Annotated in this window: 19 protein-coding genes and 2 pseudogenes; 16 read left to right on the top strand and 5 right to left on the bottom strand. The window is 59.0% G+C overall.

Translation table 11 applies throughout. The features are described from left to right. Window positions 1-140 precede the first annotated feature (140 nt). From ACE103_RS08015 to ACE103_RS08045, 7 genes and pseudogenes are all read left to right on the top strand, one after another. Complete coding sequence (locus ACE103_RS08015; RefSeq protein WP_375778988.1) at window positions 141-461, top strand: nitrogen fixation protein NifZ; 321 nt, start codon at window positions 141-143, stop codon at window positions 459-461. Then, the gene (locus tag ACE103_RS08020; protein ID WP_375778989.1) at window positions 458-697 is read left to right on the top strand and encodes a nitrogen fixation protein NifZ; all 240 of its coding nucleotides are present in this window, start codon (window positions 458-460) and stop codon (window positions 695-697) included. The genes ACE103_RS08015 and ACE103_RS08020 overlap by 4 nt, the downstream gene beginning before the upstream one ends. Window positions 698-711: 14 nt before the next feature. Beyond that, window positions 712-1071, top strand: coding sequence for a DUF3024 domain-containing protein (locus ACE103_RS08025; protein ID WP_375778990.1), 360 nt, complete (start codon window positions 712-714; stop codon window positions 1069-1071). Between the two features lie 34 nt (window positions 1072-1105). Next, entirely contained in the window at window positions 1106-1375 is a 270-nt protein-coding gene (locus ACE103_RS08030; protein ID WP_375778991.1) for a hypothetical protein, read from the top strand. 5 nt (window positions 1376-1380) lie between these two features. Further along, the gene (locus ACE103_RS08035; RefSeq protein WP_375781043.1) at window positions 1381-2574 is read left to right on the top strand and encodes a DegT/DnrJ/EryC1/StrS family aminotransferase; all 1194 of its coding nucleotides are present in this window, start codon (window positions 1381-1383) and stop codon (window positions 2572-2574) included. Between the two features lie 603 nt (window positions 2575-3177). Next, on the top strand, window positions 3178-3627 hold the full coding sequence (locus tag ACE103_RS08040) for a Rieske (2Fe-2S) protein (RefSeq protein WP_375781044.1): 450 nt from the start codon (window positions 3178-3180) through the stop codon (window positions 3625-3627). 346 nt (window positions 3628-3973) lie between these two features. After that, window positions 3974-4534 (top strand): annotated as a pseudogene (locus ACE103_RS08045) (IS3 family transposase); the annotation flags it as partial. 773 nt (window positions 4535-5307) lie between these two features. On the opposite strand, the gene ACE103_RS08050 reads toward ACE103_RS08045, so the two are convergent. Next, on the bottom strand, window positions 5308-5586 hold the full coding sequence (locus tag ACE103_RS08050) for a hypothetical protein (RefSeq protein WP_375778992.1): 279 nt from the start codon (window positions 5584-5586) through the stop codon (window positions 5308-5310). Window positions 5587-5797: 211 nt separating this feature from the next. Here ACE103_RS08050 and ACE103_RS08055 point away from each other — a divergent pair, with 211 nt between their 5' ends. Beyond that, entirely contained in the window at window positions 5798-6145 is a 348-nt protein-coding gene (locus ACE103_RS08055; RefSeq protein ID WP_342709687.1) for a (2Fe-2S) ferredoxin domain-containing protein, read from the top strand. 556 nt (window positions 6146-6701) lie between these two features. On the opposite strand, the gene ACE103_RS08060 is transcribed toward ACE103_RS08055, so the two are convergent. Both ACE103_RS08060 and ACE103_RS08065 read right to left on the bottom strand, forming a co-directional pair. Further along, window positions 6702-7439: an OmpW family protein gene (locus tag ACE103_RS08060; protein WP_375778993.1), complete on the bottom strand. Its 738-nt coding sequence runs from the start codon at window positions 7437-7439 to the stop codon at window positions 6702-6704. Between the two features lie 468 nt (window positions 7440-7907). Further along, a complete protein-coding gene (locus ACE103_RS08065) occupies window positions 7908-8321 on the bottom strand; it encodes an ArsC/Spx/MgsR family protein (protein ID WP_375778994.1) in 414 nt (137 codons plus the stop codon). A gap of 856 nt (window positions 8322-9177) precedes the next feature. Here ACE103_RS08065 and nifH point away from each other — a divergent pair. From nifH to ACE103_RS08105, 8 genes and pseudogenes are all read left to right on the top strand, one after another. Next, entirely contained in the window at window positions 9178-10062 is an 885-nt protein-coding gene (gene nifH, locus ACE103_RS08070) for a nitrogenase iron protein (RefSeq protein ID WP_375781045.1), read from the top strand. 148 nt (window positions 10063-10210) lie between these two features. Further along, window positions 10211-10927 (top strand): nitrogen fixation protein NifQ, encoded by a 717-nt coding sequence (locus tag ACE103_RS08075; protein WP_375778995.1) that lies wholly within the window; start codon window positions 10211-10213, stop codon window positions 10925-10927. 366 nt (window positions 10928-11293) lie between these two features. After that, window positions 11294-11726: pseudogene (locus ACE103_RS08080) on the top strand (homocitrate synthase); the annotation flags it as partial. Window positions 11727-11791: 65 nt separating this feature from the next. Further along, entirely contained in the window at window positions 11792-12133 is a 342-nt protein-coding gene (gene nifW, locus ACE103_RS08085) for a nitrogenase stabilizing/protective protein NifW (protein ID WP_375778996.1), read from the top strand. Between the two features lie 306 nt (window positions 12134-12439). After that, window positions 12440-12571, top strand: a complete 132-nt coding sequence (locus tag ACE103_RS08090) for a hypothetical protein (RefSeq protein WP_375778997.1) — start codon at window positions 12440-12442, stop codon at window positions 12569-12571. A 556-nt stretch (window positions 12572-13127) separates the two neighbouring features. Further along, entirely contained in the window at window positions 13128-14237 is a 1110-nt protein-coding gene (locus ACE103_RS08095) for an electron transfer flavoprotein subunit alpha/FixB family protein (RefSeq protein ID WP_375778998.1), read from the top strand. Between the two features lie 11 nt (window positions 14238-14248). After that, window positions 14249-15556 (top strand): FAD-dependent oxidoreductase, encoded by a 1308-nt coding sequence (locus tag ACE103_RS08100; protein WP_375778999.1) that lies wholly within the window; start codon window positions 14249-14251, stop codon window positions 15554-15556. A gap of 40 nt (window positions 15557-15596) precedes the next feature. Beyond that, window positions 15597-15893, top strand: coding sequence for a ferredoxin family protein (locus ACE103_RS08105; RefSeq protein ID WP_375779000.1), 297 nt, complete (start codon window positions 15597-15599; stop codon window positions 15891-15893). Between the two features lie 228 nt (window positions 15894-16121). Here ACE103_RS08105 and ACE103_RS08110 read toward each other — a convergent pair whose 3' ends face one another. Both ACE103_RS08110 and ACE103_RS08115 read right to left on the bottom strand, forming a co-directional pair. Then, complete coding sequence (locus tag ACE103_RS08110; protein ID WP_375779001.1) at window positions 16122-16670, bottom strand: carboxymuconolactone decarboxylase family protein; 549 nt, start codon at window positions 16668-16670, stop codon at window positions 16122-16124. A gap of 6 nt (window positions 16671-16676) precedes the next feature. Next, window positions 16677-17231 carry a peroxiredoxin gene (locus tag ACE103_RS08115; RefSeq protein ID WP_375779002.1) on the bottom strand — a complete coding sequence of 185 codons (555 nt, stop codon included), beginning with the start codon at window positions 17229-17231 and terminating at the stop codon, window positions 16677-16679. Window positions 17232-17387: the final 156 nt, after the last annotated feature.

A 17387-nucleotide genomic window follows, 5' to 3' on the forward strand; every position in this document is an offset into this window, starting at 1 on the left:
ATCGGCATGCCAAGAGCTGTTGCTGAAAACGTCGCAAGCTTCGTGATGCGCGTTGGCGGTGCCGCAAGCGCCGTCGTTCGGCACGACTCCGCCTGCGCTGGTCCGAGCGGCGTCCCTGTATGTCCACGAGGGAGCGGAGCGTGAGCAGCATTGTTCGCGACAGCGACGTCGTCGAGCTCGGCGGGCCGCCTGTTTTCAACTTTGGCGAAAAAGTGCGAGCCAACCGCACCATCCGCAATGATGGCACCTATCGTGGCAAGGAGATTGGCGACATTTTGGTCAAGAAGGGAGAGGTAGGTTACGTCATCTCGATCGGTACGTTCCTGCAGCAATTCTACATCTACGGGGTTGAGTTTTTGGAAAGCGGCTACCGCGTTGGCATGAAGCGCAAGGAACTCGCGCCGGTGGATGCGAGCGAGGAGACTGATGATCTGCCATTGCCGGAGGGGGCCGTGTCATGACTGAGCCCGGCTTTCCGAAATATCGGCGGGGCCAGCGCGTCAAAACCGCAGTCGACATTACCAACGACGGCTCTTTTCCCAATACGGAGCCGGAGGGGGTCTTGCTCGGCGCCGGAGCGACCGGCGAGATCATCAGGGTCGCTATTCATACCGAAGCGAACGTGCCGATCTATACCGTCGATTTTGGTGAGCGGCTGCTCATCGGCTGTCTTGAAGAAGAAATCACAGTGGCTTGAAGGGGGCTTTCGCGATGAATGCCGCGCTGATGAGGAAGGCAAAGACCGGCTTGGTGTCTCACCCAAACGAGCTCGATCGCAAGCGGATCGAGCGCGGCTTGAGCTTGCGCAAGCGCTATCTCTATGTCTCGCCGAACGTGACGCCGGTGAGAGGTGGCTATCTCGTCGAGAGTCCCTGTTGCTCGCGCAATATCGACAAGGATGGCGGTCTAGTCGATGTCGCGTTGATTCTTTATGATGCCGTGAGCGGAATCTGGAAGTTGTTTTGCAAGAACCACGCGCAAGGAATCTGGGAATTTTACAGCCTCTACCACCGCCTGACTTCAGCAATCGACGAATTGAACGCGGATCCGGAGCGTCGGTTCTGGCGATGACGAACCGCCATCGACGAGCCATAAAGGAGCCAGGATGGCGCTCACTGCCGAGGAATTGATCGAAATCGAACGGCTGCTTGCGGACGCTGACGCTGAGACGAGCTGCTTTGTCGAGCTGTCGCGCCACTTCCCGCAGCTTGCCTGGGCGCGCTGTGATGCGTCGGATGTCGCGGATCAGCCGTTCCGGCGGTTTCCTCGTTTCGACCTGCATCTGCTCGATGGGTCAGATCATTGCGTGCAGATTACAGCCGATCCGACTCGGGCGACCGGCATCGTATTGGCGAAAAGGAATGTTACGCGGTGAGCGGCATTGAACTCGCCGCGCGTCCGCTTGATGGCGCGGACAGTGGGGAGGCAAATACATCCTTCATTCCACTGTCCGACCCCGATATCACCTTCGCCGAGCTCTCTGCCGTGGAAACGCTGCTGTGTTCGCCGCAAATCTCCAATGGGCGTATCACTGAAGCGTTCGAGCACGCTTTCGCGGCCTACCTTGGCCGCAAATATGCAGTTGCGGTCTCGAGCGGCACCATCGGGCTCCTGCTTGCGCTGAAGACGCTCGGCATCGGGTCGGGGCAGGAGGTCATTGCCTCGCCCTATTCCTTTCGCGAGACAGTCCATGCCATCGGTCTCGCGGGCGCACGGGCGGTATTTGCCGACATCGACTATTGGTCGGGAACATTGATCCCAGCGAAGGTCGAAGAGCGCATCACGGTCAACACGCGGGCGATTGTCGTCGGCAATGCCAACGGTCATCCTGCGCCATGGTCGGAGCTGCGCGCGATCGCGCAGCGCCATCAGTTGCCGCTTTTGGAGGACTCCACCGAGGCGATCGGATCGAGCTACAAGGGCGAGCTGGTCGGCCGGTTTGGCGACCTGGCGGTGTTCGACTTTGCCCAGCCCCTGGCCCTAAGCTGTGGCGAAGGCGCAATGGTCGTGACCGACGATATCGACATCGCGGTTGGTTTGCGTCGTAATTGCGCCCACCGCCTAGACGAGCGCGCCTCGGTTGTCGTCGGCGCCACAGCACCTTACCAGTGCGGCATGAGCGATCTCACGGCTGCCTTGGGACTGGCCCAGCTCAAGCGCCTCGATGAAATCCTGGAGCGTCGTCGATTGGTCGAGCAGCTATACAACGCGCATATGCAATCATTTGAGGGCATCAAGCCGCCTTACGTTGGCCCCGATGTGACCGAGGTGAACTGGTTGCTCTATCTCGTCCATCTGGGAACACGCTTCACGCGATCCGGCCGCGATGCCATTATCGATGATCTGCGCGCCGCCCAGGTCGAAGCCGCCGCCTATAGCCATCCGCTGCACTTGCAACGCCAATATTTTGAACTCGGCTATCGACGCGGCGATTTCCTGGTTGCGGAAAAAATCGCCGATCGCGCTCTCGCGCTACCGTTTCACACCCATCTCACGAACAATAAGATCGAGTTTGTCGTCGAGACCATGAAAGATGCATCGATCAACGTTGGCGCGGGTGCAGCGATCTACTGAGATGCCGTCGTCCACTGCCTGAACGAACGATGATTGAATAGCGATGATCGCGGTGTTGTCATTGCGCAAATTCAGCAAGGCGACCATAGGCAGGCCGCTTGTGGCCGTTGCTTCGCGCGCAGATCGCCGTCTCACACAATGCGGAGGCAGGCCGGATGCTGCTGGAGTCATTTCGTCTAGGAAGGCTGCGGGAGAAATGCTCCAGATGGGAGCGCGAAGAAAGTCTGCTCGAAGTAGCGAAGGTGCCGTCTCCAACCCGTCGCTCGAGGGCCCACGCGCCAGGTGCTCGAAACCGAGGACGTCACAATCGAGATCCTCGGTTTTGGCTTGGGTCCTTAAGGTTGACCAAATAAGGGATTGCTATGAACTCGCCACAAGTCATCATTCACGTCCGCTTCGCTCCGAACGGGAGGGTGGTCCAAATCAGCGAGCGCCCGGCGAAGCTCACGCCGGACCAATGGTTTGACGTTCTCAACGCCCGTGCCAGCTCGACCTATCGGCTACTCGCTCGTGGCCGTGGCGTTTTTCGGCTGACCCGCACCGCGATCGATGCCTTCAAGCAGGAAACTGCGAAGCCGGGATGAGCTAAGGGTGATCGGCAACCTGATTAGCGGTCAGATCGAGGTGTTCGCCGTCTGTCCGGCCGACGCCATCGAGCGGAGTGGCGCGAGGGGCTTTAGCCTGTCGCGGATCGATGATAGCGGCGGGAGCCGGCCGTTTCCGATCATTGTGGTGCGCACTTTCGGCAACGAGTATTTGGGGTATGTCAATCGCTGTCCGCATGACAGCGCCTGGCTCAACATCGGCTCCGGTGAATTCTTCTCCCCAGACCGCTCCTTTCTCAGATGCGGGCGGCACGGTGCGAGATTCGAGATCGACACGGGGGTGTGCATCGATGGGCCCTGCAATGGACAAGCGCTTGAACCGGTCGCACTCGCCGTGATCGAAGGTGACGTCTGCCTGTGCGGCGTCAAGCTGCTGGAGGACGATCGGTTTTCCAACCCGTTTGAGGACAGTGACGAAACCATGGAAATTGCGATCCATCCCGATTAATAGGCGTATCGCTTGGCTGTTGCTCAAGGTGCTTACGCGCTTTGTTGCCGGATAAAGCCGCCATACTCGTGAGCCTTGACGCAGGCGGTGTTGCCGGTTCTGAACGTGTGAGAGCAAACGCGCAGCCAGCCAGAGTCGCTCATGCACCCGACGATCTCCGCGGCACCAAGGAAGTGCTCTGGCGCTGGCGCCGTTTCCGTTCCGATGGAACCGGAACGAGACTCGCGATTCCTGTTTTGACGCGTTTTCTTTACGCGAACCGGCATCACTTCGCTCGACAATGTTCTAGGTGTTTAATCCCGGGCTTTGACGGTGCATTCTTGTCGCACGATTCGAAGGATGCGCTATGGGACAAGTTTTACACGGCTGCGCCACCACGACGGAGGCAATCCGTCGAGCAATACAAAATAGTCAAGAGAGCCTGAGAGCACTCGCCAGGCGCTACGGGATCAACCAAAAGACCGTCGCGAAGTGGAAGGCGCGCGACCGTCGCCGATCTCTCGACAGGCCCGAAGGAAGCCAAATCGACCGTAGTTTCAATCGAGAAGGAGGCGATCATCGTCGCTTTCCGGCGGCATACGCTATTGCCGCTCGACGATCGCCTCTATGCGCTGCAGCCGACCATCCCACATCTGACGCGGTCATCCCTGCATCGCTGTCTCCTGCGCCACGGCATCAGCCGATTGCCGGAGGTCGAAGGCAGCAAGCCTCCGAAGAAAAAGTTCAATACGATCGACACGATCAGCTCGAAGCACACCTGGCCGACTTCATCACCGCCTACAACTACGCTCGGCGGTTGAAGACCCTGAAGGGCCTCACACCCTACGAATACATCTGCAAATGCTGGACTTCCCAGCCAGAACGATTCAAACTCAATCCGCTCCAGAAAATGCCGGGACTAAACACCCTAGCCCACCAAATGGACCCGACAGGCCAAGACGCGCGTCTTGCTGCCGGCGGATGCAATATGCTCGAAGGAAATGCCGTCGGCGGCTACAAGTCCGCCGAAGGCACCGTCTGGGCTGGTAGAATGGAGGACCCAGACTGACAGGACCGTTTGGGCAGAGGAATGACGATCCTGTGTCAGAAGTTCTTGGGCGTCCGCCGAAGCTGGCGTTAGTGCCTGCGCAGCAATTGCAATGCCAAACCTCCGTTCATGCGACGTCCTTAGTGATTTCCGCGACCATGGTCAGCCGACGGCGCCGGTTAAGGTCGAATGCATTGACGAGCTCGTGCGCGTGGTCGAGCTCATTGTTCCGCAAGATGCGGCAAGCGCATCTCGATGTATCGCGCGCGAAGCGGAGGGCGCAATCTGGCCTTGTTGTGTTGCAGGTTTGCCATTGCTGCCAAGCGAGAGTTTGAGAGTTTGTGGGCGGGCCTGCCCTGTAGCCTCAAACGTAGCTCAGTGATCACTTGCGCCTCGTCGGAGCGCTCGCGATTGGGCGTTATCTTTGACGCAAACGATAGATGGGCAGCGACACGATCGCAGGATTTAGCCGTTCGGCGAGGAAGATACGGTGCGTGCGCGATCGGACGATGCGGCTAGCCCATCACGTCTTGGGCGAGCAGAGTGCACGAGTTGCCGGGACGATCGCCGAGCGTGAAAGCTCCGCGAGACGGGACGAGGGTCATGAAGATCGTTGCCTATTCCGCGAAATGATCGTGCAAGAGCCGGATAAATCAACCAAGAATCTCTGCCTGTTCTGCGTGCGAACTGCGGAAGCCTGAAGCGGGCAGCTCCAACGCGATACAACGTTTGTCGCGTCCGAAACAGAAAGGAGCGACTTTGTCGCAACCTCGGCAAGAATTGCCAGTCGCGCCGGGGCAGAGCGAGGGATCGGTGCAGAAACGAGCGTTGCGCATCTGGTGCGGAACTTGCTTGAAGAAGTTGGATGATTGACTAAGCGATGCGGGAGCAAAAAGATTGCGATGACGGGAGAAGACGTTGAATCCGATCAAGGAGGCTGTCCCAGACGTGAAAATATCTATCGCTGATCTTCCGATGGCATTCACTATGGCGCCCGCTCGTCTCCCCTGCCTTCGCGAGCACGAGTGGCACTCCGTAGCACTAATTGGTCGATGCGGGGTTTAACTGAAGAATGGATTGTGGGGCGATGCCCTCGGATCTTGTCTCTTTTCAGATGAAACCCGTCGATAACAGGATAGGCGCATGAACGCAGAAACCGAATTCGAGCTTCCTCAACTGTATAGACATCATGTCTTTGCCTGCAACACACAGCGTCCGCCGACTCATCCGCACGGCAGCTGCGGCGCCTCTGGCGCGCAACCCCTGTGGGATCGGATGGGTAAGGCGATCGAATCGCAAGGCCTCAACGATGTCGGTTTCACGGTGGCGGGCTGCCTCGGCTTTTGTAATTCCGGCCCCCTCATGGTCATCTATCCCGACGGAGTCTGGTATCGCGCGACCACGCCTGAGGACGTTGACGAAATCGTAAACTCTCATCTCAAGCAAGGCAAACGTGTCGACCGCCTCGTGATGGTGCTAAAGCGCAGCTAGCGGCATCGCTTAGCGCCGCTTGGCTCGGGCTATCAAGTGTGTACGGCTTATCAGCCCCAACGGTTGGCATCTTAGCATCTCAGTGCGGCTCGATCATTTGAATATGAACGGGTGCCCTTCGCCGCCGGGACGCCCTCAACAGCAGGCATTGACCTATCGTGATGGCCTTGGATTTCATCGGGATGTTCGGCGAGAAGCGGGGCTCGATTAGAGTGCTACGCTTGATAGAGGTCGACGAGGCTTGAGCGTCAAGTCCTTTGTGACGCGGTCTGCCCCGTAGAACGGCGCGCCGGCTTGAATTCCGGCCTTTGATAAGCAAGTGGGGCCCCGCAACGGGCAACGAATCAAGAGCGCGATCTCATCGATCACTATTTGCTCGATTGGCTGACGTTCCGTCACTTCATGCCACCAATCCGTAGCTCACAACGCGAGCAATGCTGCGGGTGGCTTCCAGAGTCCGGCGAGATGACGCATCTTTGACGCGCCATCTCGCTTGCTTTTGACCAAACGGATCCCTTCCCTGGCTCCCGTTCTGGCGGCAGAAATTGTTCCAGCGTCAGAATTTGTAAGTGATGCCGCCGCTGACAAGCCATGGGTCGATATTGGCACGCCCGGTGACGGCAATCGCATTGTTTACGGTCGCCGAATAATCCGGACGCAGCCACAACTTCTTCACGTCGAAGTTGAGGCCCCAGTGACGGTCAAGCATGTAATCGAAGCCGAATTGGACCGCGGCGCCAAACTGGTTTCTGATGTGCAAATCTGTCACCGCGAGGCCTACGAGTGGCGTATTGGCTGCGGATTGGTTGAAAAACACGGTGTAGTTGATGCCCGCGCCGATATAGGGTTTGAGCCGGCCGAAATCCGTGAAGTGATACTGCAGAGTCAACGTTGGCGGCAACAACCAAGCTTTGCCGATATCTAGCTCATTGAGCGTGCCGTTGCCGGTGATGTGATGACTGGCCACGCCGAGAATGAGTTCTGCAGCAATATTTTTTGTGAAGAAATAGGTGATGTCGAGCTCCGGTATCGCTTGATCGCTGATCGACAGCCCAGAACTTGGCGAGGACAGCGGCAGCGCGCCGGCGACGTTGACCGAGCTGCCTGCGGTATCCGGCAAAACGCCAAGCACGCGCAGGCGGATCATCCACGGATTGAAGGGTTCGATCGGAGGTGATTTGTAATAGACAGGCACCTTGGCCAGATCCGCGGCCTGTACCGAGCTGCTAGCGGCACCGAACGAAGTCGCGAGCGCGAGCAAGGATGCCGTCGTCAGAATTGTTCTTGGTCTCATCGAGTTCTCCATTCCCAAGCTTGCGCGAACAGTCGCGCGAGACCTCTGTCACACATGGGGAATGGCGAAGGATTTGATGCCGGTCAAAATGGAGCCGCCGTAGCGCAATTATGCAGCAAAGTTGCAAATGGATCACGACAACGAAAAGATCGATCTGTTCGGGTCGCTATTCAATTCAATCGTCGGTCTGAGCTGTTCAAGAAACTGTTTTCGGCTTTGTGTTTGGATGCCCAGGCCGGCAGGGGGCATGGGGGATCAGGGCGGTCGAACCGCAGCGGCGTCTCACACACCGCAAGCGCGGGAGAGGCTGTATTCACTCCGAGTGCAGTGTGAGAGCACTTTGTTACGGGAAGCCACTCACGCCGGTTTTCTCAGCGAAAAACCTGTCGGCTGCCCCTGAGGGAGCTGGAAGCGAAAACGTCGTTGTTCGCATCATCGGCTGCCATGGTCGTACGATCGATCGTTTCCTCACGTCTGTGGACAGCGCGTGCTCGTTCCCTCGTACGAGCATCGCTCGAGATCATCTTGCGTCTTCCGGCCAAGCAGCGACAGCACGGGCTCATGATCGAATCCAGCGCACCTTGCACCGCCGACGCTGATCAGCGGTCGTCGGATCAGGAGCGGATCGCGCAGCATCAACGCGAGTGCACACGGCGCTTCGATTGCGTCGGGATTGACTTCGCCCGACTTGATACGGGGCGCGGCTCGGTTGAACCAGGATGCGATCGGCATATTGCCGAAGAAGCGTCGCAATTCCTCGGCGCCCCATCGTTCCTTCAAGATATCTTTTGCTATCACGTCGTGGCCAGCGACCTTCAGCGCCTGCAATTGACGCGCATTGGTAACGCAGCCGGGCTTTTGATAAAAGATGATTGTCGCCATAATCTGCCTCATGCGGGTACGCTGAACTGAGCGATCGCCGCGTTGCCGCAGCGTCCGGGAGTGTATTCCACTTGCTTGCGAGCCATCTGCGAAGTCAGCGGCTTAACCAGCGCACCGCGTGCGCCGGCCTCATGCGTTCGATGGGCATGGCCTCCTTTGTTGTTCGCAAACGATCAAGATCCGAGCATCTTGAAACTGAGCCGCTAACCCATCAGTGAGCGTCGACCCCTTATGTCTCACAAAGGGAGCGCTGAGCAGGACTACATCTGGCTTCAACTCATAGACGCCCTCGCAAAAGCGTCCTGCTGCATTTTCAACTCATGCGTCCCGATCTGATCATGCTGCATCAATTGCCGGGTCGCGCGGCAGATCTCGTCATCGTCGACCAAGCATCCGTCGACGGTCCACTACCGTCGAGGTTTCGAGTCCGACCTGCATCTTCACTCTCCTCAAATCGCCCACAGCTGGCTTCGCAAGAAAAGTAGCAAGTTCCGTTCCACAGATGAGGGTAGGCACCGGACCAGACCATGCCAAACTGGCGTATTCCGGTTGATGGTTCTCGCCCTTGTTCGCTTTCTGACACGGCGCAGATGCTGTCAGCTCCAATACAGCTGGGATGACGCACCGGCGCGTTGGTTTTCAAAACGTAATCAGAACCTTAATCGGCGCGCGCAAGCGTTGGCATGGCGGTTGCTAGTAGGCGGCAGCAACACTGAGTGAGGGCTGAGTGCACGCCGACGCGTACGACGAGCGATGCGCTCCTTCCCTTGAACCCGTGTGCCCCGTTTCTGAGAGAGAAACGAGCTCGCGCATGAGAAGTGCGCAACTTTTGGCAAATCGGTTGATGGAGAGCAACATGTCTTCACTGAGACAAATCGCGTTCTACGGAAAGGGCGGCATCGGCAAGTCCACGACTTCGCAGAACACGCTAGCGGCGCTGGCCGAATTGGGTCAGAAAATCCTGATTGTGGGGTGCGATCCTAAGGCGGACTCGACCCGCCTGATCCTGCACGCCAAGGCGCAGGACACGATTTTGAGCCTCGCAGCCAGTGCCGGCAGCGTCGAGGACCTCGAACTCGAGGACGTGATGAAGGTCGGCTTCAAGGACATCCGCTGCGTTGAGTCCGGTGGTCCTGAGCCGGGTGTGGGCTGCGCCGGCCGCGGCGTCATCACCTCGATCAATTTCCTGGAGGAGAACGGCGCCTATGAGAACATCGACTATGTCTCCTACGACGTGCTCGGCGACGTCGTTTGCGGTGGCTTTGCGATGCCAATCCGCGAGAACAAGGCGCAGGAGATCTATATCGTGATGTCCGGTGAAATGATGGCGATGTATGCCGCAAACAACATCTCCAAGGGCATCCTAAAATACGCCAACTCTGGCGGTGTGCGACTGGGCGGCCTAATCTGTAACGAGCGGCAGACCGATAAGGAGCTGGAACTGGCGGAGGCGCTGGCCAAGAAACTGGGCACTCAGCTGATCTACTTCGTGCCGCGCGACAACGTGGTGCAGCATGCCGAGTTGCGCCGCATGACGGTGTTGGAGTATGCGCCCGACTCGCAGCAGGCCGAGCACTATCGCAATCTCGCGACCAAGGTTCACAACAATGGCGGCAAAGGGATCATTCCGACCCCGATCTCCATGGACGAGCTCGAGGACATGCTGATGGAGCATGGCATTATGAAGCCCGTCGACGAAGCCATCGTCGGCAAGACCGCTGCCGAACTCGCGGCCGAGTAAAGGTCGCGAGTCGTGTCCCTGTGAAGGCGCGCGACGGATGCCGGTCTCCCCCACGCCCCATCCGGGGGGGCCGGATTCTGACGATCGACCCGTGGCCAGGACCAGGATGGTGCGGGGTAAACCTAACCGCCGTGGAAGCCACAAAATCATGCCCGAAGCGCACTTCCTTTCGTTGATGGCCGCCTGTGTCGTCGATGCGAACAGCCAGATGCATAGGGGAATTGCAACCTACCGCCTGCTCACCGGTGTGCCTCCTGCAGATGCTGACATTGCCACTGACAGCAATTTCGATTGCCATGTCCTGGCGTCTATTCTGGCGGCTGCCACGCTGGACGGTGGTCCGCTTCCCGAGAAGGCCGGCCTGTCCGGCCACGAACTGGCGGCCTTGCTGGAGCAGTACTTTCCGTCGGTTGAGATCAATCTCCCGGAGCAGCTCCTGGCCTTCAAGTGCGATGAGAACGAAGAGATCGCAATGGTACGCGATCTCTTGCTCAAGCAACGCTCGACGAAAGGCGATATCGGCCGCTGGCTGGCAGCGATGATCGCGCGCCGCGCCATTGAGCCAGACCACCTGTGGGAAGGTCTCGGATTGCGCAATCGTGCCGAACTGTCTCGGCTGCTAAGCCGCCATTTCGCGCCGTTCGCCGTGCGCAATATCAACAATATGCGCTGGAAGCGCTTTTTCTACCGCATGCTGTGCGAGGATGAAGGCCTCGTGATGTGCACAACGCCGGTGTGCACGCAATGTAACGACTTCAACCTCTGCTTTGGCGAAGAAAGCGGCGAGAGCCGGATGGCCGAGCGCAGGCGTGACTTTCTGTTGCAGGCAGCTCGTCCGCCGGTCGACGGCGACTGGCTGATCTGAGCCGTCACAAGGATTCTCGATCACGGCGCCGTCTGAGAACGCTTGGCCGGGGTTGGCGTGCGTCGGAGGAGGTCGAGGCGCCGCCGACATCGTCTCGATGCGAGCGAGCGACAATGTGACGTGGCGGTACCGGGCCAAAATGCTCCGCGACAATTCGTTCATCCTGCGCGCTGTAATCCGAGCTAGCTCCCAGTTCAGCGTGGCTAGCGTCATGGTGAGGCGTCCGCTTAATGCGCCTGTCGCGTTTGCGACGATCCGGTGGAGGAGGAAAGCGGAGATACAACAATCGGTTGTCAGGGATGACGGGCTGGCATGCGAGTTGCTGAAACGTATGCTGGTCAAAAGACAATGAGGAGCCCTTTCGTGATGGCCGCCACCACCGCCGCCAAACCCTCTTGGTCCGAGCAGGCGCGCACCGAGCCGACCGTGCTCAACGACACGACGCCGCACGACGGCGAGCAGGCTCGTTGCGTTCACCACAGAAGAGAAGCTCGCGATCGCGCAGGCGCTGGCGCGAGCCGGGGTCACGGAGATCGCGGCGGGAACGCCCACGAAGGGCAACGAGGAGATCGCCGCCATCCGCGCCATTGTCGAAGCGGATCTTCCGCTGACCACCATCGGCTGGTGCCGGATACGGGAGGCGAACATCGACGCAGAGATCGAGGCGAAGATGTCCATGATCAATATGTCGATCTCCGCGTCCGATGTACAGATCGCGGCCAAGCTTGGCGGTCATCGCGACCAGCCGCTGGAGCAGCTGAAGCGGGCGGTAGGTTACGCCCGTGATCGAGGCTGCGACAGGATCGTCAGGCGGCAGCCGCATTTCGTCGAATGTCGACGCGCTAACCAAAGGGAGATTTTACGATGAGCAACTCATGCCCGCCGACCGGTATCCTGGATCGGCTCAGCAAGGCCTCGTCAGCGGAAGAGTTTTTCTCGCTGCTAGGCGTCGATTACGACCCCAAGATCATCAATGTCGCGCGCCTTCATATCCTAAAGCGCACGGGGCAATATTTCGCAAAGGAGCGGTTCGCTGGCGCCGCCGAGCCGGAAGTTAGAGCTCGGTGCAAGGCGATGTTGGAGCAGGCCTATGCGGATTTCGCGGCATCGTCACCGATTGATCAGCGAGTGTTCAAGGTTTTGAAGGATGCCGTCGCAGACCCCAAGAAGCCGGCGGCCTTTGTCCCATTGAGTGCGCTGAAGTGATTTCGTGCTCCACTGCAGCGCGATTTGTCCCAAGTAGCGTGGTGACGGTCCCTTGTGCAGCCTTTGTCTTCATCCAGATCAACTCTCTGCAGCGATGACTCGAGCGGCGCTGTCGTATTCCCGACCCATGTCTGGGCTGGTCGTGTCCGCGGTGTCAGCGGTCATCTTAAGCGTCTCACAAATCATTGCTTTCGCCCGATTTTCCTTGATTCTTGCAACTGGTACGACACTTGCTGTTGTCGTGCCAATCCCGTCATCGATGCCGACAGATGGTAGCCGTCCGAGATGAGACTTGAAGGAAGACCTATGGCGTTGCTCCTGCTGGCTGTCGAGCGCTGCGGCATCATCTCGTGGCTCACGCTGGCGCCAGTGCCGTTCGAAATGGCCTTTGACGCGATTGAAGCCAGCATCGACCGTGAGATGGTGGTCAATGGGTAAGTCGCTCGTCCACGATACACTTGGAGCGGCTATGCAGATAGTCGTCCGCTTCCAGCAGGTCCCCGAATCCGCGGAGGCCCGCATCCATCCCATGGTCGACATGCGTCAGGACGAGGGACGAACGTCGGCTCATGCGAGTTGTCGGCGCTGGTGGCTGGGCACGGATTGCGTGGCAGGTGCAGTGGCAAGATCACTCCGGTCGCCACAGTCAATGAGGAGCGCTGGGCCGAAAGCGAGGTGCAGCTATTGCGCAGTAAGCGGACTTGCCGACCCAAGGATCGAAGCGGCCGGTCAGATTTGCCGCAGCGGCCCGGCCGCCGCGGTGGCGCTCGCAGAATCGAGCGCGCAAGAGACCGGTGTCGAGAACCTCTCAAGATCTGGCCCGTCCGGTACGTCTAGCGCGGCGAGGCGGCTCGTTGCGCGGTCGGGCCGCACCGAGCAGACGGGGGCGGGCAAGCAGCCGGCCACCCGTTGATCAAAAGTGATCTTCAGTTGACCGAAGTAGAAAGCAATCCTGTGGCGCAGGCGCGCGAAATTTTTGAGGGGAATTTAAAGCATGAGCAATGTCACCAAAACCGCCGTGCCGGCGGCGGCCGGCCGCGCAGCAGCCAAAAAGGAGCTGTCGGAGCACTTTAAGGCCTACAAGCATGTCTGGGTCTTCGTCGAGCAGGAGCGCGGCCAGGTGCATCCGGTGTCCTGGGAGCTCATGGGTGCGGGGCGCAGGCTCGCCGACAGGCTAAAGGTGAATCTCGCCGCGGTCGTTATCGGTCCGGAGGGGCAGTCCACCCGCAACGCCGCGCTTGAATCCTTTTGCTATGGCGCCGACCTGGCCTATCTCGTGAGTGATAATGTTTTGTCTGATTATCGCAACGAATCCTATACCAAAGCGCTCACCGAACTCGTCAACACCTACAAGCCGGAAATCCTGCTGTTGGGTGCGACGACACTCGGTCGAGATCTCGCAGGTTCCGTGGCGACGACCTTGTTGACGGGGCTCACTGCCGACTGCACCGCGCTTGACGTCGACGCCGATGGTTCGCTTGCGGCGACGCGTCCGACCTTTGGCGGCTCGCTGCTCTGCACGATCTATACCTTGAATTATCGTCCGCAGATGGCGACCGTCCGCCCGCGCGTCATGCCCATGCCAGAGCGCGTCACACGCGATGCCGCTCGTATCATCATTCATCCGCTTGGCCTTGTTGAAGACGATATTGTCACGAAAGTGCTGTCGTTCATCCCCGATCGCGATTCAGAAACGTCCAATCTGGCCTATGCCGATGTCGTGGTTGCCGGCGGCTTGGGACTGGGATCGCCTGAGAATTTTCGGTTGGTGCGCGAGCTCGCAACTCTGCTTGGCGCGGAGTACGGTTGCTCGCGTCCACTGGTGCAAAAAGGGTGGGTTACGTCTGACCGGCAGATTGGCCAGACCGGAAAGACCATCCGGCCAAAGCTCTATATTGCTGCCGGCATTTCCGGCGCGATCCAGCACCGGGTTGGCGTGGAGGGCGCGGATCTGATCGTCGCCATCAACACTGACAAGAACGCGCCGATCCTCGACTTTGCCCATGTCGCGATCGTCAGTGACGCCATGCAATTGCTGCCGGCACTGACGGCCGCATTTCGCGCCAGGCTTTTGCCGAATTCGCGCGCCCGAATCGCGGTCTAGAGGAGATGATGATGATTGAAGAGAGGTTCGATGCGATCGTGGTGGGAGCCGGCATGGCCGGAAACGCAGCGGCGTTGACCATGGCCAAGCGCGGCATGAAGGTGCTGCAGCTCGAGCGGGGCGAATATCCCGGATCGAAGAATGTGCAGGGCGCTATTCTCTATGCCGACATGATGGAAAAGCTGATCCCCGAGTTTCGCGAGGAGGCACCGCTCGAACGGCATCTGGTCGAACAGCGGTTCTGGATAATGGATGATCGATCCCATGTCGGGATGCACTACCGCTCGGATGACTTCAACGAGGAACGGCCGAACCGCTACACGATCATACGCGCGCAGTTTGATAAATGGTTCTCGTCGAAGGTGAGGGAGGCCGGCGCGACCGTGCTGTGCGAGACGACAGTCACCGAGCTCGCACGGGACGACCGTGAGAGGGTCGTCGGAGTCCGTACAGATCGCCGCGACGGCGAAATACATGCCGACGTCGTCGTGCTGGCGGAGGGTGTCAATGGTCTGCTCGGGACCCGCGCGGGCCTGCGCGCGCGGCCGACACCCGATAACGTTGCGCTCGCGGTGAAGGAAATGCACTTTTTGCCGCGCGAGACTATCGAGGCGCGTTTCAATCTTAAGGGCGATGAAGGCGTCGTGATCGAGGCGGCCGGTACCATTTCCCGCGGCATGACCGGCATGGGTTTCATCTATGCCAACAAGGAGTGCATTTCGCTCGGTATCGGCTGTCTCGTCGCCGACTTCCAGCGCACCGGCCAGACGCCCTACGGCATGCTCGATCATTTCAAGCGGCATCCGTCCGTGGCGCCGCTGATCGCAGGTTCCGAAGTCAAGGAGTATTCGGCGCATCTCATTCCTGAAGGCGGTTACAAGGCAATCCCGAAGCTCCACGGTGAGGGCTGGGTGGTGGTGGGGGACGCGGCGCAGCTCAACAACGCCATCCATCGTGAGGGCTCCAATCTTGCGATGACCTCAGGCCGCATCGCGGCCGAAGCGATCGTCCAGGTGAAATCACGCCGCGAGCCGATGACCGCGACAAATCTGTCGCTCTACAAGAAGATGCTTGACGATTCCTTCGTCATCAAGGATCTCAAAAAATACAAGGATTTGCCGACGCTGATGCACACGCATTCGCAAAACTTCTTTCTTACCTATCCGCAGCTCATCTCCAAGGCGATGCAGAACTTTGTTCGCGTCGATGGTACGCCGAAGGCTGAGAAGGAGAAGGCGACCCTGAAATCCTTTGTCAAGGCGCGGTCATGGACAGGTCTGTTCGGCGATGCGTGTCGGTTTGGCCGGGCCTGGCGCTGACCGGCAACAGTGTGAAATCCAGCAATGGAAGGTCAAAAGCATGAATGTCGAACCCTCAGTGCGCGTCGAAGACAAGCTGTACTACAACCGCTATCTTGTCGATGTCGGTCATCCGCACGTCAAGGTGCGCGCACACACGACGCCGTCGTCGCAGCTACTTGCGCTTTTGAAAGTCTGCCCCGCGCGATGCTACGAACTCAACGACAATGGCCAGGTTGAGATAACGGTCGACGGCTGCATCGAGTGCGGCACCTGCCGCGTGATCGCTGAGCCCACCGGCGACATCCAATGGAGCCATCCGCGCGGCGGGTATGGGGTGCTGTTCAAGTTCGGGTGAGAGTGGGCCGAAGAACTGTGGGTGTGATCGCCGTAACGGGCGGGAGGATCTCCCCGCCTTTGGGGCGCATTCCACCCTGCACAGAGGGTGAAACTCGAGCGAGGCTGGCACCTTGAGGGTACGCCCCGCAAGACATAGCCTGGGGAAATTACGCTCACTCGGGATACGCGAGGGACCGGTTGTGGCGCCATTGAGTGGCGCCAGGTGTCGATCCGGTGGCCAGGGGAATCAGCCCGTCGTCTGGGACGGGGTGGGCCCAGCGGCCTCGATCGCAACCGCCACCGACTGGACGATCGCAGCAAAGCGCACCGCGGTCTGGATCGCCTCGGAACTGACGCGCGCGGCCCGCAGCGTCTTCTCGTGGGCGTCGATACAGGCGCCGCAACCGTTTATGGCCGAGACCGCCAGCGACCACAGCTCGAAATCGGACTTGTCCACGCCGGGATTGCCGATCACGTTCATGCGCAGCCGTGGCGGCATCGTCTTGTATTCCGGGTTGGAGACGAGGTGAACGAAGCGATAGTAGACGTTGTTCATCGCCATCACAGAGGCTGCGGATTTCGCTGCGGAAATTGCCACGGGTGTCAGCACAGCGGCTGCAGCCGATTCCATCGCGGCAATCAGGGCTGCATTGCGGGTGGCAATCGCGCTCGCCAGAAGCAGTCCGTATTGTCGTTGCGGCGAGAGCGTCTCATCGGCCAGCAAGGAGGTCAGGTTGAGCCTGACGTCCTTGGCGAAATCGGGAATCTTTTCATTCAATTGCTCGATCGACGACATGCTGCCTCAAGCAACCTTCAGGGTTTCGCCGCCGACTTCGCGGTTGCAGGGACAGAGTTCGTCGGTTTGCAGCGCGTCCAGAACGCGGAGCGTGTCCTTGGGGCTGCGCCCAACATTGAGATTGGTGGCATAGACGTGTTGGATTGTGTTGTCGGGGTCAACGATGAAGGTGTAGCGATAGGCGACGCCCTCGGGTGAACGCACACCAAGGCCATCGACAAGCGTACCCTTTGTGTCGGCAAACTGCCAGATCGGTAGATTGTGCAGGTCGACATGCGAGCGCCGCCAGGCGAGCTTGCAGAACTCGTTGTCAGTCGAACCACCCAGCACGACCGCATCGCGATCGGCGAATTCCTTGGACAGCCGAGCAAATTCTGCGATCTCGGTCGGGCAGACGAAGGTAAAATCCTTGGGATAGAAGAAGATGATCTTCCATCTTTCTGGAAAGCTCGTTTCGGTCAGCGTCTCGAAGGCGCTCTGCCCATCTTCTTCCTGCGCCTGAAAGCCAGGCTTCACGCCCGTGACCTCGAACGGTGGCAACTGACTTCCAATTCCAAGCATGCTGTCCTCACAGTCCGTTTTGCCTAGATCGTGCTGTCGCCTGTGAAGCAAGCTATATGCCACGCGTTCTTAAATCCGATTGTCGCGACTACGCCAACCGGGGGCTCTGCTATAGCGTCTAGCTTTGCTCGATTGGATCTCAGATCCATATCCAAT

The organism is Bradyrhizobium sp. ma5 (assembly GCF_042258955.1).
GTDB lineage: Bacteria > Pseudomonadota > Alphaproteobacteria > Rhizobiales > Xanthobacteraceae > Bradyrhizobium.